The organism is Minwuia sp. IMCC3060 (assembly GCF_029909435.1).
Taxonomy (GTDB): domain Bacteria; phylum Pseudomonadota; class Alphaproteobacteria; order Minwuiales; family Minwuiaceae; genus Minwuia.
The window spans coordinates 326,082-345,923 of the sequence record NZ_CP123782.1; the positions used below are offsets into that span (position 1 = coordinate 326,082).

The following is a 19,842-nucleotide window of genomic DNA, read 5'->3' on the forward strand; positions in this document are numbered from 1 at the left end:
ACCACGAACGGTCAGAGACGGAACGCTGTCACGGCACCAGCTTGTAGCCGCCCGGTTCGGTGACCAGGATTTCCGCTTCCGATGGTGTCGGTTCGATCTTCTGGCGCAGGCGATAGATGTGGGTTTCCAGCGTGTGGGTGGTGACCCCGGCGTTGTAGCCCCAGACCTCGTGCAGCAGCACATCGCGTCCGACTGCCGTCTCGCCCGCACGGAACAGGTACTTCAGGATGGAGGTTTCCTTCTCCGTCAGGCGGACCTTCTTCTCCGTCTCCTTGTGCACCATCATCTTCTGCGCCGGGCGGAAGCTGTAGGGGCCGATGGTGAAGACGGCATCCTCGCTCTGTTCGTGCTGGCGCAACTGGCCGCGAATGCGGGCCAGCAGCACGCCGACCTTGAACGGCTTGGTGATGTAGTCGTTGGCGCCCGATTCCAGGCCCAGGATTTCCTCGGCATCCGAATCCGCGCCCGTGAGCATGATCACCGGCATCTTGAAACCGTTCTTGCGCAGGGCCCGACAGACCTCGCGTCCGTCCGAGTCGGGCAGGCCGACGTCCAGCAGGACCAGATCGAAATGTTCCTTCCGCGCGGCCTCGATGCCGGCCTGACCGGAACCGACCTGTCGGGTCTCGAATTCCTCGTGCAGCTCGAGTTGCTCGGCCAGCGTCTCGCGCAAGGCGTCGTCGTCGTCGATCAGCAGGATCTTCTTGCCACCCATCATCTTCTCGTTTCTCCCAATCACCGCCGGACCATCGACTGACCAGAGATTGGTCTGCCGCCGCCCGGTTCAAGAGTCCGGTTCCGTTGTGGGAGAACAGCCTCACCGACACGTGACAACCGGTTGATCGTCATGCGTGGCGTCCCGACACCCTGTTCCCGCGCGCAAGTCTGACCTGTGGCAGTGAAAGCTTCAACAGTCCGGGGGGGCGGGATATACAGTGGCGGTCACATCGCGATCACTTATCAGGACAGCCCCCTTGGCGCGCCAGAGCGAAGATGAAACCAGCGACCTGCGTCACGTGCGGCAGGTGGATCGTGCCGCGGCGGACCTGCGGCGGGGCATGCCTGTCATCGTCCGCGGCGCGGCGCAGTCCGGGATCATTGTCTCGGCGGAGACGGCGACGGCGGAGGAGTACGGGGAGCTTCTGGCGATGGCCGAGGGCGGAGTCAGCCTGGCGCTGACGGCGCGGCGCGCGAACGTGCTGCACATCCTGCCATCAGGCCACGACGTGCAACTGGTCCCGATCGACGCGACCCTGTCCCGCCAGCTCGCCAGCGAACTCGCCGATCCGGCACACGATCTGGACGGCGGCATGCGGGGGCCGTTCCGGCAGGTGAAGGATGCGCCGCCCGACTGGGCCAGTGCCGGCGTCGGTCTGGCGCGTCACGCGCGCCTGCTGCCTGCGGTGCTGGTTGCGGCGCTGTCCGACACGGCCGACTGGCAGGCGGCAGGCCTGGCCGCGGTGGATGCCGGGAGCATTGCCGCCATCGCGACCCATACGGGCAACATCCTGAAGCCTGTGGCTGCCGCGCGGCTGCCGCTGTGGGGGGCGGAGAACACCCGGATGCATGCCTATCGTCCCGCAGACGGTGGGCTGGAGCACCTGGCGCTGGTGACTGGGGATCCGCCGCGCGACCGGCCGGTGCTCACCCGGATTCACAGCGAGTGTTTCACCGGGGACCTGCTGGGGTCGATGAAGTGCGATTGCGGTGAACAGTTGCGTGGCGCCATCGAGGCCATCGGTGAGGCCGGGGAGGGCATCCTGCTCTATCTGGCGCAGGAGGGACGCGGCATCGGGCTGATGAACAAGATCCGGGCCTATGCCCTGCAGGATCGTGGCTTCGACACGGTGGATGCGAACCAGCGTATCGGCTTCGAGACCGACGAGCGGCTGTTCCGGCCTGCGGCGGAGATGCTGCGCCGTCTCGGATATTCCAGCGTGCGGCTGATGACCAACAATCCCGAGAAGGTGTCCGGCCTGGAGGCCGAGGGGATTTCGGTGGCGGAGCGGGTGCCACACAAGTTTCCGTCCAACCCCCACAACGCCGACTATCTCGCCACCAAGAAGAGCCGCACCGGGCATTTTCTGTAGGGCCTGCGATGCCGGACCGGCAAGAGCTGCCGGGTCCGGCCAACCGATAGTGATCGTAACCCGTTGAGGAATCAGGGTTCCCGGTCTGGTCCGGGCCTTGCGTTCGATCCGGTCATGATCTTCCAGAGCGAATTCACAACGCCCCCGGCATCCGTGTCGTCCTTCACGGACGAAAGCCGAGCGACCGGCGCCCGGATGCCGGACGCGGCAGATTCGGCAGGGGACGATGGCTTCGGTTTCCTGGATGTTCTGGACGCGGTGAACCCGCTGCAGCACATCCCCATTGTCTCGACGGTCTATCGGGAAGTCACGGGCGACGGGATCGGCAACCCGGCCCGCATCGCAGGCGGATTCCTGTTCGGGGGCGTGCTGGGGCTGGTGAGTTCCATCGCCAATGCCATCATCGATGAGACAACCGGCAAGGACATCGGCGATCACCTCATGGCACTGGCCGATGAGTCGCCAGGCGAAGTGCCGGGCAGAACAGCAGGTGACCTGCGCTTTGAACGCGCCAGGCATGCCTATGAGCAACTGGGCACCCCCGAGACTGAATCCCGTCTCGACTATGTGATCGAGGCCCCCTGAGCGGCCTGTTCCGTGCTCACTTCTGCGACAGCGGGGCAGAAAATGTCACTGCGACGCCACATGTTTCACACTCCGGGCAAAGTTCGGTCATAATCCGGGGTGCATATCAATTGCGGTTGCCGGGTTTGCAGAACCGGCGGTCGGTGCCCAGATAGTGCGGGCAAGAGGATTGGATCGAGTGTTGGAGCATGTGCAAGTGAGTCACGAGACAAGAGAAGAGTTCACGCGCGGTCGCACCGTTGCGCGCGCCATCCCAATGGCGCGACAGGACGCGAATTCCGCATTGATGATGCGTCTGACGGCAGTGTTCGTATTGCTGGCCATTCTGGTTGCGGCCGGAAGTGCCTTCGCCCGCGGCGCGCCCGAGAGTTTCGCGCCGCTGGTGAAGAAGCTGAAACCCGCCGTGGTCAACATCCAGGTGACCCAGCAGCCGGGCAAGGCCAGCCCGGGACAGGCCCCGCAGATTCCGCAGGTTCCGCCGGGATCGCCGTTCGAGGAATTCTTCAAGGACTTCTTCGACAAGCGCCGCCAGCAGAACCCGCACTCCCGCCCCCTGATCTCGGTTGGCTCAGGCTTCGTGGTTGATGCGGATGGCCTGATCGTCACGAACAATCATGTGATCGATGGCGCGGACGAGATCCGGGTGTTCTTCAGCGATGGCGAAAGCCTGGACGCCGAACTCGTCGGCACCGACCCGAAGACGGATGTTGCCGTGCTGCGGGTGAAACCCGACGAGGGCATGCAGCTGACGGCGGTTCCCTGGGGCGATTCCGACACCGCCGAGGAGGGTGACTGGGTGATTGCCATCGGCAACCCGCTCGGCCTCGGTGGCACGGTCACCGCCGGTATCGTCTCCGCGCGTGGCCGCGACATCCGCTCCGGTCCCTATGATGACTTCATCCAGACCGATGCCTCGATCAACAAGGGCAACTCCGGTGGTCCGCTGTTCAATGTCGATGGCGAGGTCGTGGGCATCAACACGGCGATCTTCTCCCAGTCCGGCGGGTCGATCGGCATCGGTTTCGCGGTGCCTTCCAACCTGGCCCGCCCGGTGGCGGAACAGCTGATCCAGTTCGGCCGCACCAAGCGTGGCTGGCTGGGCGTTCGCATCCAGTCCGTCACGGACGAGATCGCGGAAGGCCTGGGCATGGATGAGCCGCGCGGCGCCCTCGTCGCGGGTGTCACCGACGAAAGCCCGGCAGGCGACGCGGGCATCCAGTCCGGTGACGTGATCGTCGAGTTCAATGGACAGGACATCGACGAGATGCGGGCACTGCCGCGGATCGTTGCGGGCACCGGCGTTGGCAAGGCCGTCCCGGTGACTGTCTGGCGCAAGGGCAAGCTGGAACAGTTCACGGTGACGCTGGGCGAGCTCGAGAAGGCCGAGAAGGCGCTGGCTTCCAGCGAAGAGCCGGTTGATGAGCCGGTCTCGCGGGAGAGTGATCTGGCGTCCCTCGGCATGAAGCTCAGCCCGATGACCGACGATGTGCGGGAGCGTTTCAGCATCAGCATGGAGGATGGCGCGGTCGTGACCGAGGTTGTTCCCGACTCGGCTGCGGCGGAGAAGGGGCTGCGTGCCGGCGACGTGATCATCGAGGTCAATCAGGAAGCCGTGCAGGGCCCCGGTGATGTCGCCCGTCGTGTGGCGGAGATCGAGGAACGCAAGGGCCGCTCCGTCCTGCTGCTCGTGGTCCGTGGCGACGACCGGCTGTTCGTCGCGGTACGCCTGAAGCAGAGCTGATCCCGAAAGTTGCCTGAACTGGCTTGAGACAGGCCGGTGGTCACATGCCACCGGCCTGCTTCGTGACCGGAACGGGCGGGGATCGCATCCGCGCCACAATTACCCGGGAACTGCTGCGTGAGACGGACGGAAAGGTGCCGTTGTGAGGCGAACCCTGAGCGCCGGCGCCCGACGGCTATCTTTTCCGGGACTTCGGGTCCGATCGACCCCGCCTGACCGGCAGCGGCCTCAGACGACCTTGTGCCAGGCGCCGTCGCGGCCCAGGTGTTCCGACCCCTCCGCACGGTAGAAGCTGTCGGCACCGGCCTTTTCCAGAACCTGCAGCATCGCCGGTACGGGTTTGCCCTCCGCCTTCAGCCGCGCGATCACCCTTGCCGGACCCAGTTCGTCGAGAAGTTCGAACGGACCCTTCTGCCAGGCGAATCCCCAACGCATGGCGCGGTCGATATTGACCACATCGTCGGAAATCTGCGGCACCAGATCGGCGGCGTAGCAAAGTGTGCCCCCCATCAGGTCCCAGACGAAGCGGCCTTCCACGGAATCCTCGAACATCAGCGACCCGGCGCTCATCTGGCTGTCGGCCAGGGTGACAGGTACTTCCGGGCGCCAGGCACCGCTGTCCAGATCGAAGACCTCCCTGGCACGATTGCCGTCGGCATCCTTCACCATGCGATAGAAGCCACCGCCGGTCTTGCGACCGAGCTGCTTGCGCTCCCACATCTGCAGTTCCATCGGCGGGAAAGCGGTGAAGGCATGTCCGGTGTCGCCCGCAGGCAGGTTGGCGGCCAGATTCACGCCCACCAGATACATCACGTCCAGGCCGATGAGATCGATCAGGCCGTAGAGGCCGGTCGGCGGCAGGCCGACGGGCTTTGACATGAGAGCGTCGATGGTTTCCTGGCTGAGCCCGTCCGCACGTGCCTTCCCCGCGACATGCAGGCCGGACAGCATCAGGAAACAGCCGATACGGTTGCCGATGAAATTGACCGTGTCCTTGGCGTGAACCACGCCCTTGCCCATCCGGTCACCCAGGAAGTTCGCAAAGGCGTCGATGACATCAGGTGTGGTGTCGGTGCCCGGCACCAGCTCCATCAGCCGCATGACCTTCACGGGATTGAAGAAATGGGTGACGCCGATGTCGCGCCGCAGACTGAGCGGCAGCCCCTCGCAGATCTCGCGCAGCGGAATGCCGGAGGTATTGGTGGAGACGACGGAGCCGGGCCGACGCAGCGGCTCCAGCCGTTCGAACAGGGCACGCTTGGTGTCCACATCCTCGACGATGGCCTCGCAGATCCAGTCGTAGTCCGCGATCTTCTCCAGGTCGTCGGCCAGCGTGCCGAGGGTGATCAGGCTGGCCTTGTCGGCATCGTCCAGCGCGGGCGGGCGCCCGTTGACGATGCGGTCCAGCGAAGCCTCCGCCGTCGGCATGTCGATGTCGAGCAGCAGCACCTTGCAGCCCATCTGGGCACAGATTCCGGCGATCCCGGCACCCATCGTGCCGCCGCCCAGTACCGCCACGGAATTGATCTCGCGAGTCATGACTGCCCCCTGCTCCAATAGCTGCCTGCCGTTGCGCCCGGCTCAGGCCGAGCCGGGCGTGGCCTCACCCAGTGCTTCCAGATAAAGCGACAGCACGGCTTCCTGCTCCTGCCGGTCGTCGCGGTCCATCTTCCGCAGCTTGATGACCTGACGCATGATCTTTGGCTCGAAACCGTTCGACTTGGCCTCCGCATAGACCTCCCGGATATCGGCGGCCATGGCGGCCTTCTCCTCTTCCAGGCGCTCCACGCGTTCGATCAGTTGCCGCAAGTGATCTGCCGCGACCGCTTCGGTCATGTCCGTCTCTCCCTGAACCATGCATTGATGCGGCGCGGACCATAGACCGCGTGCCGGGGGCGCTCAACACGCTTTGCGACACCGGGCGGAATTCTGTCAGTGCAGGATACCGTAGAGCGCGATCATGCTCAGGAAGATCAGCGCCACGCGCCGGTAGATCTGTTCCGACGATTCCCGGAACAGGCGGCTGCCGACCCAGGCGCCGACCATGTAGGCGGGGCAGAGCGCCAGGGCGCGGATCACGACCTCCAGGGCGAAGAGGTCCTGCAGATAGAGGAAGATCGGTGTGATGATCTCCGCAATCGCGAAGTAGAGAATGATGTTGGCGCGATTGGTCCGGGCGCTGTCCTGACCGGACAGGATATAGAGCAGTACCGGCGGGCCACCGACGCTGGTGGCGGTCAGCAGCGCACCGGAAACGCCCCCGACACCCAGGGTCGGCAACAGCCGCTTCGGCCCCTGATATCGCCAGCCCACGGCGAGCACGATCACGAAGACCATGACAATTCCGGCAATGAAACGGGCGATGAGTTCCGGCTCCGTGGTGGCGAGCAGCCAGGCACCGAGGGGCATGCCGATGATGGCGGCAAGGATCAGCGGCCCGAGAAACGGCCACTGCGCGTCGGGCAGGGCTTTCGGCACCAGCTGCACGCTGACCACGATCTCCATGACCGCGATCATCAGAACGGCCTCCGCCGGACCATAGAGGATGGCCAGGATGGGGGAGAGCATCATGCCGGAGCCGAAACCGGCAAAGCCGCGCATCAGTCCGGCCGCGAGCGAGAGGCCCAGCGCGATGGCGAGAGAGAAATCCGGTTCGATCACGTAAGGGGCTCCGCGCGGCGTGGGTCAGGTGTGCCCATCCGTAGACGGAACCGCGTCCGGTCGCTACCTCATCCGGCCATCGCTGTGACGGTTGCAGGTATGCACTGTCCGCTCGGGCAGCCGCGCAGGATATGGCCTTTCCCGGTCGCGGAGAGTCAGCCAGCGGACATCATGGTGTCGAGGCTGCTGTCGGCAACCGTGCTGCGGATCCTGCTGGCCGGGATGCGCAGGGTACAGCGGGTTCCCTTGCCGAAGGTGCTCTCGACGTTCAGATGCCCGCCATGCAGCGCGGCAAACCGGTGGGAGATCGGCAGGCCCAGTCCGGCACCATCTCCGCGACTGACCCAGGAATTGCCACTGGAACCGAAGGGCTCCTGCGCGCGGGAGAGCTCCTCCGGTGTCATGCCTCGTCCATTGTCCGCGATCACGAACAGCACACCGTACTGCGGGCGAAGGGACACGTTCAGGGTAACCTGTCCCCCTTGCTGCGTGTGCCGGATGGCGTTCGAGACCAGGTTGATGAGAATCTGGACGATCAGTCTCTCGTCGACATGCAGCACCAGGCTTTCGAACGCCGAATCGGCCTCGAAGTCGACACCACTGCGTGCCGCGCGCTCCGTGAACAGCAAGCGGCAACGGGCCAGCAATGCACCAAGCCGGACGTCGCTCTCGCGAATGTCCTCTGACCCCGCGTCGATGCGCGAGATGTCGAGCACGTCGTTGATGATGTCCATCAGATGGTTGCCGCTGTCGCTGATGGCGCCGACATATTCCCGGTACTTGCGATGGCCGACCGGGCCGAAGGTCTCCGCCTGCATCATGTCCGAGAAGCCGATGATGGCGTTGAGCGGGGTCCGCAATTCGTGGCGCATGTTGGCGATGAAGCGGGATTTCGCCTCGCTGGCATTGCGGGCTTCCAGCGCGAGCTGGCTGTTCTCCACCTGTCTGGCGACAAGCGCCTTGAAGTCGCGATGAGCGATCACGATCATCATCAGCACGAAGATGACATAGGTGCAGCCAAGCAGCCAGAGCGGCACAGTGATTGACGGGTACTGAATGGTCAGGCTGACCAGGCCGGAGATCACCGTGACGAAGAAGAAGATGAAGGCCGCGAGCGGTGCGGGGCTCAACAATGCAGCAGCCACCATCGACGTGCCGAAGGCGGTGAGCACCACGATCAGGGCCTCGGGTGGTGTCACGACGGGAACACAGAGCACGACAATGGCTGCCCAGTAGAGGCCCGCGGCGGCGGCCATGACGTTGGCCTTCCGGAAACTGCGCTCAGAGACCGATGTCGGCCTCGGCTTGCGGCGGTTCTTCCACCAGCCAAAGATCTGGGCCATCGCGAAGAACTGGCCGATGAGGCACCAGGGCCCAAGGATCAGGGCCAGATTGTCCTGCCAGAGACCAACGGAGAGCGCGATCGGATTGATGCTGGAGGCAATGCCGCCGAAGATCTGGTTGCGGTTCAGGCGCAGGACGCTCACGACATTGAACTCCCGGGCCATTTCCGGAGTCATTTCCGGACCGCCATTCATCAGACCGTGCAGCAGCTTGCGCAAATCCAGGCTCTTTCCCCTTGCGTATGTACCGGGCTGGTCGGAGCGGCCACTACACCGCCCCTGCCGCATCCGGCATTCTGACCGGGGCACATCGAATCTCGAACGGCTGTCAGAAAAGCACCGCAGCGGTTAACAATCTGCTAAATCCGGGCCTGCGGCATCTGCGCCCGCGCGATCATCAGGGGACGAACAGTGAGCGATAACAACAACCTGCCCACCGGCCATCCGGCTGTCAGCACCGGTCGCGTCGGCGTGCTTCTGGTCAATCTGGGCACACCGGATGGCACCGATGTACCGTCGATCCGGCGCTATCTGCGGGAGTTCCTGAGTGACCGGCGGGTGATCGAGGTCCCGAAGGTCATCTGGTGGTTCATCCTGAACCTCTTCATCGTCACCTTCCGGTCACCGAAGACCGCGAAGGCCTATGCCAAGATCTGGCGGACGGAGAGCAATGAATCGCCTCTGCGCTATTACACGCGGCAACAGTCGGAGGCACTGGCGGCGCGGTTCGCGGATGACAGTGCCGTCATCGTCGACTGGGCCATGCGCTATGGGCAGCCGTCGATACCCGATCGGCTGACAGCGCTGAAGGATGCCGGGGCCGAGCGCATCCTGGTATTTCCCCTCTACCCCCAGTACAGCGCCACGACGACGGCGACCGTCGTGGACAAGGTGGCGGACACGCTGCGCGGGATGCGCTGGCAGCCGACCATCCGCTTCGTGCCCCCCTATCACGATGATCCTGCCTATATCGACGCGCTGGCCGCGTCCGTGGACGCGGCGGGTCTCGGGAAGGACGGCGACACCGTGCTGCTCGCGTCCTTCCACGGTCTGCCGCAGGCCTATTTCGAGAAGGGCGATCCCTATCACTGTCATTGCCACAAGACAGCGCGGCTGCTGCGGGAGCGGCTGGGCATGAGCCCGGAACACCTGCGCCTGAGCTTCCAGAGCCGCTTCGGTCCGAAGGCCTGGCTGGAGCCCTATACGGACGTGACGCTGCAGGAACTGGCGGCAGCCGGACACACGGACGTTGCAGTGCTCACACCCGGTTTCGCGGCGGACTGCGTCGAAACGCTGGAGGAGATCGCGATCGAGGGTCGTGCGACCTTCGAGGCGGCGGGCGGCAAGCAATTCCGGATGCTGCCCTGCCTGAATGACAGCGCTGATCATGTCGACATGCTGGAAGCCATCACGCGCCGGGAGCTTTCCGGCTGGCTCTGACCCTGGGCCGTCGGGATGACGGGATGGCCGAAATGCGTGGATGGTGGTGTGCCGTCTCCCTGCTTGGCGCTAGAGTTGCCCCGTCCGGGCAACAGGGGAGGGCAGGATGAGCGAAACATCGTCAGCGTTCAGCGCCGAGGATTTCGACTACGATTTCTGGAAAGACGCGGAGAAGCGCGCGGGCTGGGATGATCTGGAACCGGGGGAGGTGGTGGAATCGAGACCCGTCACCATCACGGCGGACATCATCCAGCGCTATGCCCGCTCCATCGGGGACATGAACCCCCTCTACTTCGACGAGGAATATGCGAAGACGACGCGGTTCGGCGGCCTGATCTCGCCGCCCAGCATCCACGCGCTGTTCCTCTTCGCCTGTACCACGCATGACCATTTCATGCGCACGCCGGGCACGGTCAACATGGGCCAGAACTGGTGGATCCAGCACCCGGTCAGGCCCGGCGACACGATCACCCTGACGGCGCGCTGCCTCGACAAGGTGATCCGCAAGGGCAACACCTTTGCCATCCACGACAATGTCTTCCGCAACCAGCACGACACGGTCGTCTGCTCCGGTCGCGGCTGGACCATGCGTCCGTATTGAGGGGGGGAGAGCATCATGACAGCAGAATTCTCGTATGCGGACATTGCGGTCGGGCACAGTTTCGACGGCGTGAAGGTCGACGTGACGCGGGAGATGATCAAGGAGTTCGCCATGGCCTCCTTCGACAACAACCCGCTGCACTGGGACGATGACTTCATCGCGGAGACGACCTTCGCCAACGGCAAGAAGTTCGACACCGTGATCGGCCACGGCCTGATGACCTATTCCTTCATGGTCCGGACGATGACCGACTGGCTCTGGCCCGACAATGGCAACCACCGTCGGCTGGAGACCCGGTTCCGCAGCCCGGTCTATCCCGGCGACACGATACAGGTGCGGGTGGAGGTGCAGGACAAGCGCGAGACCCGCAAGGGCAAGTGGCTGGTCTGCGGCCTGACCGTCACCAACCAGCGCGGCGAGACCGTCTCCACCGGCGATGCCCTGGCCGAGATCCTGAACTGAGACAGCCCCCGCGCCGCCGCCGCGTGCGCGTGGGGTGTTCGGCAAGCGGCAGTCCCGCGAGCGTCGTGCCGTGGGGCGGGGCATCTGCGCCGCCACCCCACGGACGCCGTGCCCGGACTTGATCCGGGCACCCATGGTGCCGCGCTGGCGTGGGAGACTGGGCTCGCGGATCAAGTCCGCGAGCGACGTGGTGAGGCGGGCGTCGGAGAGTCCGTGCGACCACCCCACCGACGCCTTGGCGGGTCAGGCGTTTCACTCCCCACCGACGCAGTACCCGGGCTTGACCCGGGTACCCATGGTGCCGCACCGGCGTGGAAGACCGGCCTCTCGGATCAGGTACGCGAGAGTCGTGATCGGGCGAGTGTCCGCGTGCCCCTCAGATGTCCACGTCCTGCACGAAGCGGGCGTTCTGCTGGATGAACTCCATGCGTTTCTCCGGCTTGCGGCCCATCAGCCGTTCGACGAGGTTGATGGTGTCTGCGCGGGCTTCCGCCGGGATGTCGACGCGCAGCAGCTTGCGCTTCGCCGGGTTCATGGTGGTGTCGCGCAACTGCTGTGGTGGCATCTCGCCCAGACCCTTGAAGCGGCTGACCTCCACCTTGCCGCGGCCACTGAACTCATCGGCCATCAGCTGCTCGCGGTGGGCGTCGTCGATGGCATAGACTGTCTTGCCCCCCTGGCTGAGACGGTAGAGCGGCGGGCAGGCGAGGTAGAGCCGCCCGAGATCGACCAGCCCCGGCATTTCCTGGAAGAAGAAGGTCATCAGCAGCGCGGCGATATGCGCCCCGTCCACGTCCGCGTCCGTCATGATGATGACCTTGCCGTAGCGCAGGTCATCCTCGTTGAAGCGGCTGCCGGTGCCGCAGCCCAGCGCCAGACTGAGATCGGCGAGTTCCTGGTTCTGCGCCAGCTTGTCGGCGCCGGCACTCATCACGTTCAGGATCTTGCCCCGCAGCGGCAGCACGGCCTGGGTCTCGCGCTTGCGGGCGGACTTGGCGGAGCCGCCCGCCGAATCGCCCTCGACGATGAACAGTTCGGTGTCTTCCCGTTCGCGGGCGCTGCAGTCGGCCAGCTTGCCCGGCAGGCGCAGCTTCCGGGTCGCGGTCTTGCGTCCGACTTCCTTTTCCTTGCGTCGCCGCAGCCGCTCCTCCGCCCGGTCGATGGCGTTCTCCAGCAGCCGCTCGGCCACCTTTGGCGCGGCGGAAAGGAAATGGTCGAAGTGATCCTTCACCGTGGCCTCGACCAGCCGCGCCGCCTCGGGCGTCGCCAGCTTCTCCTTGGTCTGGCCCTGGAACTGGGGGTCGGGGATGAAGACCGAGAGCAGCGCCGTGGTCCCCGCCAGCGCATCGTCGGCGGTGACCTGGGCCGCGCGCTTGTTGCCGGTCAACTCGCCATAGGCCTTCAGCCCGCGCGAGATGGCGGACCGGAAGCCGTTCTCGTGACTGCCGCCCATGGGGGTCGGAATGGTGTTGCAGTAGGAACTGGTCCAGCCATCGCCGTACTCCAGCCATTGCAGGGCCCATTCGACGCGGCCCCGATTGTCGGGCAGCTCGACACGTCCCGCAAAGGCCTCCGGCGCGACAAGGGTCTGTTCGCCGAGCGTGGCCACCAGAAAATCGGCCAGCCCGCCGGGGAAGTGCAGCACCGCCTCCGCCGGGGTGTCATCGGTGGCGAGCGCCGGATCGATGCGCCAGCGGATCTCGACGCCCGGAAACAGATAGGCCTTCGAGCGCGCCATGCGATAGAGCCGCGATGCCTTCAGCACCAGCTTGTCGCCGAAGATCTGCGGGTCCGGGTGGAAACGGATGCGGGTGCCGCGCCGGTTCTGCACCGGCCCGAGCGTTTCCAGCGGCCCCTGCGGGAACCCGCGGGAGAACGACTGGCGATAGAGCTGCCGGTCCCGCGCCACCTCCACCACCATGTCATCGGACAGGGCGTTGACGACGGAGACGCCGACACCGTGCAGGCCGCCGGCGGTCTGATAGGCGCCCTGTTCGAACTTTCCGCCGGAATGCAGCGTCGTCAGGATGACTTCCAGGGCGGACTTGTCGGGAAACTTCGGGTGTGGGTCGACGGGAATGCCGCGCCCGTTGTCGTCAACGGTCAGACAGCCCTCCGCGTCCAGCGAGACCTCGATCCGGGTGGCGTGACCGGCCACCGCCTCGTCCATCGAATTGTCCAGCACTTCGGCGGCCAGATGATGCAGCGCACGGTCATCGGTGCCGCCGATATACATGCCGGGGCGCTGGCGGACAGGCTCCAGCCCCTCCAGCACGCGGATGTCCTTGGCGGAATAGTCATTGCCGCTTGGCGCACTGGCCGCAGGGGCAAAGAGATCAGTCATGTCATTCATCGATTCGGACCGCAGATACAGGATGCGGCACCATATCAGGCGTGAACAAAAAATCGAGCCACGAGATATGGGCTTCAGGGCTTTTCTGAGCCATGGCCGCACCGGATCGGTGCAGCGCCCCGGTGCGGCCCCTGTTCAGCGATCAGACAGGCGCCGGTTCAGCGCAGGCCGTCCTTGCCCTCCGCCTCCGCTGCCGTCAGACCGCCGACACGGGGCAGGGGACGACCGCTGTCGGTGACCGCGACCGCCACCAGGATCTCGTTGGCGCGCGGGGCATCGGACAGCATCACCTCCATGCCGTCGAAATGGCTGCGGACATAGGCAGCACCCTTGTGGCCCAGAGGCACGTCGAGAACCTGGCCCGGACCGCCGCGCTTCTTCGAGGAGGGCACCAGGGCGGCACCCTTCTCGACCGCCGCGCGCAGGGGCTTGCCCAGGCGCGGGTGCAGGATGGCCGCGGCATGTTCCAGCTCGCCATCGACGCCGACCAGGGCCGCCTTGCCGTAGCTTTCCGCCTGCGCCGGGGTGATCCCGAGCGCCGTGACGCAGCGGTCGCCCAGCAGGCCGCCCAGTTCCTCACCGATCGCCATCAGAGGCTCCAGGTCCTCCTCGAACCGGCCCGCGAGGGGGTTCGCGATGACCGCGACTGCCGCTGCCTTGCGTGTCGGCGGGCTGATGGTCTGCCCCATCTCCTGATGAATTTCCTCGATGAAGACAGCGATCTTGCGGATTTCGGCGGCCATTGTGATGCTCCCCTGACAGTCGGTGACTGTGGCTCGGGGGAAGGGTCAGACGCGTTGCATTCCTTGTCAAGCAAGGCGCGGTCGGTGTCTGTCGGCGGTGCCTGCGGCGGTGCGTCATTTGGTCCGTTAGGCTCGCGTTGACCGTATCTGGCTCGGGAGCTTAGGTTTCGCCCGCCTTCCACCGGGGCCGGTTCGCAGTGCGTTGAGTATGAGGGGTCTGGTGGAAAGTGCCTGACAGGGTCCGGTCTGACCGGGTTTGAGGCGGGGGCCATGACTTCCCGGATCGCGGGACACTCCATGTATCGGGGTGCTATCCTTCGGATGTGAATGTGTCGGAAGGTGTGGGGCATGGTCGAGAACCCTGATGGGCGGCGCGCCGGCGACAAGGATCGCAGGGATGCGCTGGAGGCCCGATTGAAGGCCGCGCGACAGTCCGGGCCGGATGGCCGGGACCGGGCGCGGCTGGAACGTCGGGAGAGATCAAGGGCTGACGGGCTGGCCTGGCGGATTTCGGCGGAACTTGTGGCCGCCTTTCTGTTTTGCGGTTTCGTCGGTTACTGGATAGACGAGTGGTCGGGAACCCGACCGGCCTTCCTGATCGTCGGGCTCTTGCTTGGCGGCACGGTTGGTATAAGAAATGTGTATCGGGTCGCGCGGAACATCTCCGCGGAGGCCGAAGGAACAGAGGACAGATAAAGTGGCAGCAGGCGGTCACAGCCCTCTTGAGCAGTTCGAGATCAAGCAGCTCATTCCGCTTAACGCGGGCGGCGTCGATATCTCTTTCACCAATTCGGCCCTGTGGATGGTCATTGCCATCGCGGCGGCGACGTTGCTGCTCACCATGGGCATGCGCGGGCGCGCCATGGTGCCGGGGCGGCTGCAGTCGCTGGCGGAACTGTCCTACGAGTTCATTGCCAACATGATTCGTGACAATGCGGGTTCCGGCGGCAAGCCGTACTTCCCGTTCCTGTTCACGCTGTTCTTCTTCATCCTGTTCTGCAACCTGCTGGGCATGATCCCCTACAGCTTCACGCCGACGAGCCACATCATCGTCACCTTCGGCATGGCGCTGGTCGTCTTCATCGGGGTCACCATCATCGGTTTTGCCAAGAACGGGCTGGGTTTCATCCGCCTGTTCGTGCCGTCCGGCGTGCCGATCCCGCTGCTGTTCATCCTGGTGCCGATCGAGATCATCTCCTACTTCGTGCGCCCGATCAGCCTCAGCCTGCGTCTGTTCGCCAACATGATGGCCGGCCACACGATGCTGAAGGTCTTTGGCGGTTTCGTGATCTCGCTGGGTTTCGTCGCGGGCTGGGCCCCGCTGGCCTTCCTGGTCGCGCTGACCGGTCTGGAGATCGGTATCGCGATGCTGCAGGCCTACGTCTTTACCATCCTGAGCTGCCTGTATCTGCATGACGCCCTGCATCCTGGGCATTGATCTGGCAGTCGGGAACTGAAACAACAATTCGCATCAACCTCAATCTGGAACGAAGAGGGTTAGTACAATGGAAGCAGAAGCCGCAAAGCTGATCGGTGCCGGTCTGGCCACCATCGCGCTCGCAGGTGTTGGCGTCGGTATCGGCAACATCTTCGGCAACTTCGTCGCGGGCGCCCTGCGCAATCCCGGCGCAGCCAACCGCGTGTTCGGCAACGTCCTGCTGGGCTTTGCCCTGACGGAAGCCGTTGCGCTGTTCGCGCTGGTTATCGCGTTCCTGATCCTGTTCGCATTCTGATCCGCGCTCCCCGGTCGGGGAGCCTTTCGGAACGAAGACAGGATACCGGGCAGTCATTGGACTGCCCGGGGACAAGTGTACCAATGAACGAGGCGTAATCGGTCATGCCGCAGCTAGCAGCAGAAACCTTTGCTTCGCAGCTTATCTGGCTCGCGATCACCTTCGTGGTCCTGTATCTCATCATGTCCCGGGTGGTCATCCCGCGGATCGGCGGGATACTGGAGGATCGCGAGGCACGCATTCGCGGTGATCTGGACAAGGCGGAAGAACTCAAGGCCGACGCTGACAAGGCCATGGCCGAGTATGAATCCCGCCTTGCCGAGGCCCGCGCCAGCGCGCACGGGATCATCGGCGAGATGAAGGCCGAGATGGCTGCGGAGACGGAGAAACGTCGTCACGAGATCGACGCCGACCTGTCGAAGCGTCAGGCAGAGGCCGAGAGCCGGATCGCGGAACAGCGTGAAGCGGCTCTGGGCTCGCTGGATGAGGTCGCCAGGCAGGCCACTGCGGCCGTGCTGGAGCGTCTGACCGGCAAGTCCGATCAGGATCGTGTCGCCTCCGCAGTTGCTACGGTCGGGGAGGGTCGCTGATGTTCATCAGTGCCGCGATGGCTGCGACCGAGGGTGCGGAGCACGCTGAAGGTTTCTTCGAGGATCCGACCGTGTGGGTCGCTCTCGCCTTCATCCTGTTCATCGCCCTCATCATCTACCTCAAGCTTCCGGGCAAGATCACGGCGCAGCTCGATACCCGTGCTGACCGTATCCGCAACGAGCTTGAAGAGGCCAAGCGTCTGCGCGAGGAGGCCCAGTCCCTCTACGCCGAATATCAGCGCAAGGCCGAGGACGCCCTCAAGGAAGCGGACCGGATCGTTGCCCACGCCCGCGAGGAAGCCGAGCGGGTCGGCGAGAAGGCGCGCGCTGATCTGGAGGCCTCGATCGAGCGTCGCCGCCAGCAGGCCGAGCAGAAGATCGCCCAGGCCGAGCAGCAGGCACTGGACGAGGTGCGGGCGAAGGCGGTGAACATCGCCATTGCCGCAGCGACCGACATCCTGAAGGAAGACATGCAGGGTGCGAGCGGTTCGGCGCTGATCGACAGTTCCATCGACGAACTGGGCAAGCATCTGCACTGATCCAGCCGCAGGCAGGATTTTTCCGAAACGCCGTCGGGTCCCGATCCGGCGGCGTTTTGCTTTTGCGACCATGGCCGGCGTGGGAACCGACGGACCTGGAGCGGCCCGTAGTCAGTTGGAACGAACTATCTGCCAGACACACCGAATGGCGGACGGGCCGGGCCCGTCGCGGCACCGAGGCATCCGGCGAAGGTCGCATCGAACCCCAGATCACGCACGGTCAGCCAGGCACCCTGCGCCTTCAGGGCCGGGACGCTGCCCGTATCTGCCCGCACGACCCAGGCGCTGAGGAACGGCATGGCGCGGACCGGTGTCGCGCCGCTGTCGATGATCCGCTGCACGGCCTCCAGCGTCGGGGGCCTGTCCCCGAATCGCACGATCATGCGACCGCTGTAGTCATCCGGGGCTGCCAAGAGCCAGAACAGGAACGCGACGGCCAGCGCGGACAGGCCAAGGGCACCTGTCAGGGCCAGGAAATCCGTCCGGAGACTGCGTCGGGGACTGTCCATATGTCCGATATGCGCAATGCCGGGGCCCACGTCCAGAGCCGTGGCGGGTATGACGAATTTGTTGCAACGCAACAAAAACGACGAGGCTCTTGTTGTAGCCGAGACACGGACACTGTATACCCCGCGCCATGACAGACATTTCGCGCCGCAACATTGCCATCATCGCCCACGTCGACCATGGCAAGACAACTCTGGTGGATCAGATGTTCCGCCAGTCCGGAACCGTACGTTCGCATCAGCAGCTGGCGGAACGGGCCATGGATTCGAACGATCTGGAGCGGGAGCGCGGGATCACGATCCTGGCCAAGTGCACCTCCGTCCAGTTCGGCGACCACCGTATCAACATCGTCGATACGCCGGGCCATGCCGACTTCGGCGGCGAGGTGGAGCGTATCCTGAACATGGTGGACGGCGTCATCCTGCTGGTGGATGCGGCGGAGGGGCCGATGCCCCAGACCAAGTTCGTCACCGGCAAGGCCCTGGCCCTTGGCCTGCGCCCCATCGTTGTCGTCAACAAGATCGACCGGCCCGATGGCCGCCCCGACGAGGTGCATGAGGAAGTCTTCGAACTGTTCGACGCGCTCGGCGCGAGTGATGAGCAGCTCGATTTCCCGATGCTCTATGCCTCGGGCCGTGAAGGCTGGGCCTCCGACGATCCCGAGAAGCGTGGTGGAGACCTGACGCCGCTGTTCGACATGATCGTCGCGCATGTGCCGGCACCTTCCGGCAATCCGGACCAGCCGTTCCGCATGCTGGCCAGCCTGCTGGATTCGGACCCGTTCCTGGGCCGGACCCTGACCGGGCTGGTGCATGACGGGCGCATCCGCACCAATACCAACATCAAGGCGCTCAGCCGCGACGGCAAGACCGTGGAGACCCTGCGGGTCACCAAGCTGCTGGCCTTCGAGGGGCTGGAACGCAAGCCCATCGACGAAGCCGTTGCGGGAGACATCATTGCCATCGCCGGCGTGACCCAGGCAGGCGTTTCCGACACGCTGGCCGACATCTCGGTGACCGAGCCGATCGATGCCCGCCCGGTCGATCCGCCGACCCTGGCCGTGACCTTCGGCATCAATGATTCGCCGCTGGCGGGCCGCGATGGCTCCAAGGTGCAGAGCCGCGTGATCCGACAGCGCCTGTTGCAGGAAGCGGAAGGAAATGTCGCCATCCGCATCACGGAGACGGCGGACAAGGATGCGTTCGAGGTCGCGGGCCGTGGCGAACTGCAGCTCGGCGTCCTGATCGAGACCATGCGGCGCGAGGGCTTCGAGCTTTCGATCTCCCGCCCGCGTGTGCTGTTCCAGACCGGCCCGGCAGGTGAGCGCCTGGAACCCATCGAGGAAGTGGTCGTCGATGTGGACGAGGAATATGCAGGCGTGGTCGTCGAGAAGATGGCCGCCCGCAAGGCGGAGATGACGGACATGGTGCCTTCCGGCACCGGCAAGACCCGCATCACCTTCCACGCCCCGTCACGCGGCCTGATCGGCTATCACGGCGAGTTCCTGACCGATACGCGCGGCACCGGCATCATGAACCGCGTGTTCCATGAGTTCCAGCCGTGGCGCGGCCCGATCCAGGGCCGCCGCAGCGGTGTGCTGATCAGCCTGGAAACCGGCAAGTCGGTGGCCTATGCGCTGTGGAACCTGGAAGAGCGCGGTTTCATGTTCATCGGCTCGGGTGAGGACATCTATGACGGCATGATCATCGGGGAGCACGCGCGCCCCAACGATCTGGAGGTCAATCCGCTGAAGGGCAAGAAGCTGTCCAACGTCCGTGCCTCCGGCAAGGACGATGCGGTGGTTCTGACCACGCCGCGCCGCATGACCCTGGAACAGGCCATCGCCTACATCGATGACGATGAGCTGGTCGAGGTGACGCCGAACCACGTGCGCATCCGCAAGCGCTACCTGGACCGCCACGAGCGCAAGAAGTCGGAGCGCCGGGAGGCAAGCTGACCTACAGCCAGCGGCGCACCCGCCTGCGGTACTCGGCATAGGCCTCGCCAAGCGCGTTTTCCGCCGCCCGTTCCTCGTAGGGAATGTACCACCAGTTGGCGGCGGCGAAGAAGGCAGCGACCGGCAGCAGGGCCGCCGCGGCGTCATAGACGACGGCGGCGCCGAACAGGATCAGGAAGAAGCCGAGGTACATCGGGTTGCGGGTGAAGCGGAAGGGTCCGCCCGTGACCAGCACGTCCGGGTCCCGGAAGGTGTTGATGTTGGTCCTGACCTTCCTGAAATGCCCTGCGCCCCAGAAGATCAGCAGGATCCCGGCCACGATCAGCAGGTAGCCGATCTCGCTTGCGCCGGGACCGAGCATGCCCGGAACGGGCATGAGCACGGAGAGCAGCACCTGCACGATCAGCAGGATCAGTGTCAGCAACGGCGGCAGCAGCCATTTCATGTTTCATCTCCTCCGATGTACTGGAGGGTCATCCCGCCATGGGAGCGTGTAA

General features: G+C 64.8%; 21 protein-coding genes. 12 read left to right on the plus strand and 9 right to left on the minus strand.

Going from position 1 to position 19,842, the window contains the following annotated elements; translation table 11 throughout:
- Positions 1-28 precede the first annotated feature (28 nt).
- Positions 29-718: a response regulator transcription factor gene (locus QGV54_RS01380; protein ID WP_281018668.1), complete on the minus strand. Its 690-nt coding sequence runs from the start codon at positions 716-718 to the stop codon at positions 29-31.
- A 256-nt stretch (positions 719-974) separates the two neighbouring features.
- Between QGV54_RS01380 and ribA the strand changes: the two genes are divergently transcribed.
- From ribA to QGV54_RS01395, 3 genes are all read left to right on the plus strand, one after another.
- Positions 975-2,090, plus strand: coding sequence for a GTP cyclohydrolase II (gene ribA / locus QGV54_RS01385; protein ID WP_281018667.1), 1,116 nt, complete (start codon positions 975-977; stop codon positions 2,088-2,090).
- 195 nt (positions 2,091-2,285) lie between these two features.
- The gene (locus QGV54_RS01390) at positions 2,286-2,675 is read left to right on the plus strand and encodes a hypothetical protein (protein WP_281020046.1); all 390 of its coding nucleotides are present in this window, start codon (positions 2,286-2,288) and stop codon (positions 2,673-2,675) included.
- A 286-nt stretch (positions 2,676-2,961) separates the two neighbouring features.
- The gene (locus tag QGV54_RS01395) at positions 2,962-4,416 is read left to right on the plus strand and encodes a DegQ family serine endoprotease (RefSeq protein ID WP_281018665.1); all 1,455 of its coding nucleotides are present in this window, start codon (positions 2,962-2,964) and stop codon (positions 4,414-4,416) included.
- A 228-nt stretch (positions 4,417-4,644) separates the two neighbouring features.
- Here the strand turns inward: QGV54_RS01395 and QGV54_RS01400 are convergent, their stop codons facing one another.
- The 4 genes from QGV54_RS01400 to QGV54_RS01415 all read right to left on the minus strand — a co-directional run bounded on the left by QGV54_RS01400 (position 4,645) and on the right by QGV54_RS01415 (position 8,639).
- A complete protein-coding gene (locus QGV54_RS01400) occupies positions 4,645-5,955 on the minus strand; it encodes a 3-hydroxyacyl-CoA dehydrogenase family protein (protein WP_281018664.1) in 1,311 nt (436 codons plus the stop codon).
- Positions 5,956-5,997: 42 nt separating this feature from the next.
- On the minus strand, positions 5,998-6,273 hold the full coding sequence (locus tag QGV54_RS01405) for a DUF2312 domain-containing protein (protein WP_348637641.1): 276 nt from the start codon (positions 6,271-6,273) through the stop codon (positions 5,998-6,000).
- Between the two features lie 75 nt (positions 6,274-6,348).
- The gene (locus tag QGV54_RS01410) at positions 6,349-7,077 is read right to left on the minus strand and encodes a sulfite exporter TauE/SafE family protein (RefSeq protein WP_281018662.1); all 729 of its coding nucleotides are present in this window, start codon (positions 7,075-7,077) and stop codon (positions 6,349-6,351) included.
- Positions 7,078-7,232: 155 nt separating this feature from the next.
- Positions 7,233-8,639 (minus strand): HAMP domain-containing sensor histidine kinase, encoded by a 1,407-nt coding sequence (locus QGV54_RS01415; RefSeq protein WP_281018661.1) that lies wholly within the window; start codon positions 8,637-8,639, stop codon positions 7,233-7,235.
- Positions 8,640-8,831: 192 nt separating this feature from the next.
- Here QGV54_RS01415 and hemH point away from each other — a divergent pair, with 192 nt between their 5' ends.
- From hemH to QGV54_RS01430, 3 genes are all read left to right on the plus strand, one after another.
- Positions 8,832-9,860, plus strand: coding sequence for a ferrochelatase (gene hemH, locus QGV54_RS01420; protein WP_281018660.1), 1,029 nt, complete (start codon positions 8,832-8,834; stop codon positions 9,858-9,860).
- Between the two features lie 106 nt (positions 9,861-9,966).
- A complete protein-coding gene (locus QGV54_RS01425) occupies positions 9,967-10,461 on the plus strand; it encodes a MaoC family dehydratase (protein ID WP_281018659.1) in 495 nt (164 codons plus the stop codon).
- A 15-nt stretch (positions 10,462-10,476) separates the two neighbouring features.
- Complete coding sequence (locus QGV54_RS01430; protein WP_281018658.1) at positions 10,477-10,923, plus strand: MaoC family dehydratase; 447 nt, start codon at positions 10,477-10,479, stop codon at positions 10,921-10,923.
- Positions 10,924-11,299: 376 nt separating this feature from the next.
- Here QGV54_RS01430 and parE read toward each other — a convergent pair whose 3' ends face one another.
- Together parE and QGV54_RS01440 are read right to left on the minus strand one after the other, a co-directional pair.
- Positions 11,300-13,267, minus strand: a complete 1,968-nt coding sequence (gene parE / locus QGV54_RS01435; RefSeq protein ID WP_281018657.1) for a DNA topoisomerase IV subunit B — start codon at positions 13,265-13,267, stop codon at positions 11,300-11,302.
- Between the two features lie 167 nt (positions 13,268-13,434).
- Positions 13,435-14,019 carry an amino acid synthesis family protein gene (locus QGV54_RS01440; protein WP_281018656.1) on the minus strand — a complete coding sequence of 195 codons (585 nt, stop codon included), beginning with the start codon at positions 14,017-14,019 and terminating at the stop codon, positions 13,435-13,437.
- Positions 14,020-14,367: 348 nt separating this feature from the next.
- Here QGV54_RS01440 and QGV54_RS01445 point away from each other — a divergent pair, with 348 nt between their 5' ends.
- From QGV54_RS01445 to QGV54_RS01465, 5 genes are all read left to right on the plus strand, one after another.
- Positions 14,368-14,715, plus strand: a complete 348-nt coding sequence (locus QGV54_RS01445; RefSeq protein ID WP_281018655.1) for an AtpZ/AtpI family protein — start codon at positions 14,368-14,370, stop codon at positions 14,713-14,715.
- 1 nt (position 14,716) lies between these two features.
- Positions 14,717-15,457, plus strand: coding sequence for a F0F1 ATP synthase subunit A (locus QGV54_RS01450; RefSeq protein ID WP_281018654.1), 741 nt, complete (start codon positions 14,717-14,719; stop codon positions 15,455-15,457).
- A 67-nt stretch (positions 15,458-15,524) separates the two neighbouring features.
- On the plus strand, positions 15,525-15,752 hold the full coding sequence (locus tag QGV54_RS01455; RefSeq protein ID WP_281018653.1) for a F0F1 ATP synthase subunit C: 228 nt from the start codon (positions 15,525-15,527) through the stop codon (positions 15,750-15,752).
- A 104-nt stretch (positions 15,753-15,856) separates the two neighbouring features.
- Positions 15,857-16,342 carry a hypothetical protein gene (locus QGV54_RS01460; RefSeq protein ID WP_281018652.1) on the plus strand — a complete coding sequence of 162 codons (486 nt, stop codon included), beginning with the start codon at positions 15,857-15,859 and terminating at the stop codon, positions 16,340-16,342.
- The gene (locus tag QGV54_RS01465; protein WP_281018651.1) at positions 16,342-16,881 is read left to right on the plus strand and encodes an ATP F0F1 synthase subunit B; all 540 of its coding nucleotides are present in this window, start codon (positions 16,342-16,344) and stop codon (positions 16,879-16,881) included. Before QGV54_RS01460 ends, QGV54_RS01465 begins: the two co-directional genes overlap by 1 nt.
- Positions 16,882-17,006: 125 nt before the next feature.
- On the opposite strand, the gene QGV54_RS01470 is transcribed toward QGV54_RS01465, so the two are convergent.
- Positions 17,007-17,390 carry a hypothetical protein gene (locus QGV54_RS01470; protein ID WP_281018650.1) on the minus strand — a complete coding sequence of 128 codons (384 nt, stop codon included), beginning with the start codon at positions 17,388-17,390 and terminating at the stop codon, positions 17,007-17,009.
- 137 nt (positions 17,391-17,527) lie between these two features.
- Between QGV54_RS01470 and typA the strand changes: the two genes are divergently transcribed.
- A complete protein-coding gene (gene typA, locus QGV54_RS01475) occupies positions 17,528-19,345 on the plus strand; it encodes a translational GTPase TypA (protein ID WP_348637663.1) in 1,818 nt (605 codons plus the stop codon).
- A gap of 1 nt (position 19,346) precedes the next feature.
- On the opposite strand, the gene QGV54_RS01480 is transcribed toward typA, so the two are convergent.
- Positions 19,347-19,790, minus strand: coding sequence for an isoprenylcysteine carboxylmethyltransferase family protein (locus QGV54_RS01480; protein WP_281018648.1), 444 nt, complete (start codon positions 19,788-19,790; stop codon positions 19,347-19,349).
- Positions 19,791-19,842 lie beyond the last annotated feature (52 nt).

Coding starts and splice junctions, on each gene's coding strand:
- QGV54_RS01390 (WP_281020046.1), top strand. CDS start 2,286: ATGCCGGACGCGGCAGATTCGGCAGGGGACGATGGCTTCGGTTTCCTG.
- QGV54_RS01465 (WP_281018651.1), top strand. CDS start 16,342: ATGTTCATCAGTGCCGCGATGGCTGCGACCGAGGGTGCGGAGCACGCT.
- QGV54_RS01460 (WP_281018652.1), top strand. CDS start 15,857: ATGCCGCAGCTAGCAGCAGAAACCTTTGCTTCGCAGCTTATCTGGCTC.
- QGV54_RS01440 (WP_281018656.1), bottom strand. CDS start 14,019: ATGGCCGCCGAAATCCGCAAGATCGCTGTCTTCATCGAGGAAATTCAT.
- parE (WP_281018657.1), bottom strand. CDS start 13,267: ATGACTGATCTCTTTGCCCCTGCGGCCAGTGCGCCAAGCGGCAATGAC.
- QGV54_RS01445 (WP_281018655.1), top strand. CDS start 14,368: ATGGTCGAGAACCCTGATGGGCGGCGCGCCGGCGACAAGGATCGCAGG.
- QGV54_RS01400 (WP_281018664.1), bottom strand. CDS start 5,955: ATGACTCGCGAGATCAATTCCGTGGCGGTACTGGGCGGCGGCACGATG.
- QGV54_RS01395 (WP_281018665.1), top strand. CDS start 2,962: ATGATGCGTCTGACGGCAGTGTTCGTATTGCTGGCCATTCTGGTTGCG.
- QGV54_RS01480 (WP_281018648.1), bottom strand. CDS start 19,790: ATGAAATGGCTGCTGCCGCCGTTGCTGACACTGATCCTGCTGATCGTG.
- QGV54_RS01425 (WP_281018659.1), top strand. CDS start 9,967: ATGAGCGAAACATCGTCAGCGTTCAGCGCCGAGGATTTCGACTACGAT.
- QGV54_RS01430 (WP_281018658.1), top strand. CDS start 10,477: ATGACAGCAGAATTCTCGTATGCGGACATTGCGGTCGGGCACAGTTTC.
- QGV54_RS01405 (WP_348637641.1), bottom strand. CDS start 6,273: ATGGTTCAGGGAGAGACGGACATGACCGAAGCGGTCGCGGCAGATCAC.
- QGV54_RS01470 (WP_281018650.1), bottom strand. CDS start 17,390: ATGGACAGTCCCCGACGCAGTCTCCGGACGGATTTCCTGGCCCTGACA.
- QGV54_RS01455 (WP_281018653.1), top strand. CDS start 15,525: ATGGAAGCAGAAGCCGCAAAGCTGATCGGTGCCGGTCTGGCCACCATC.
- QGV54_RS01380 (WP_281018668.1), bottom strand. CDS start 718: ATGATGGGTGGCAAGAAGATCCTGCTGATCGACGACGACGACGCCTTG.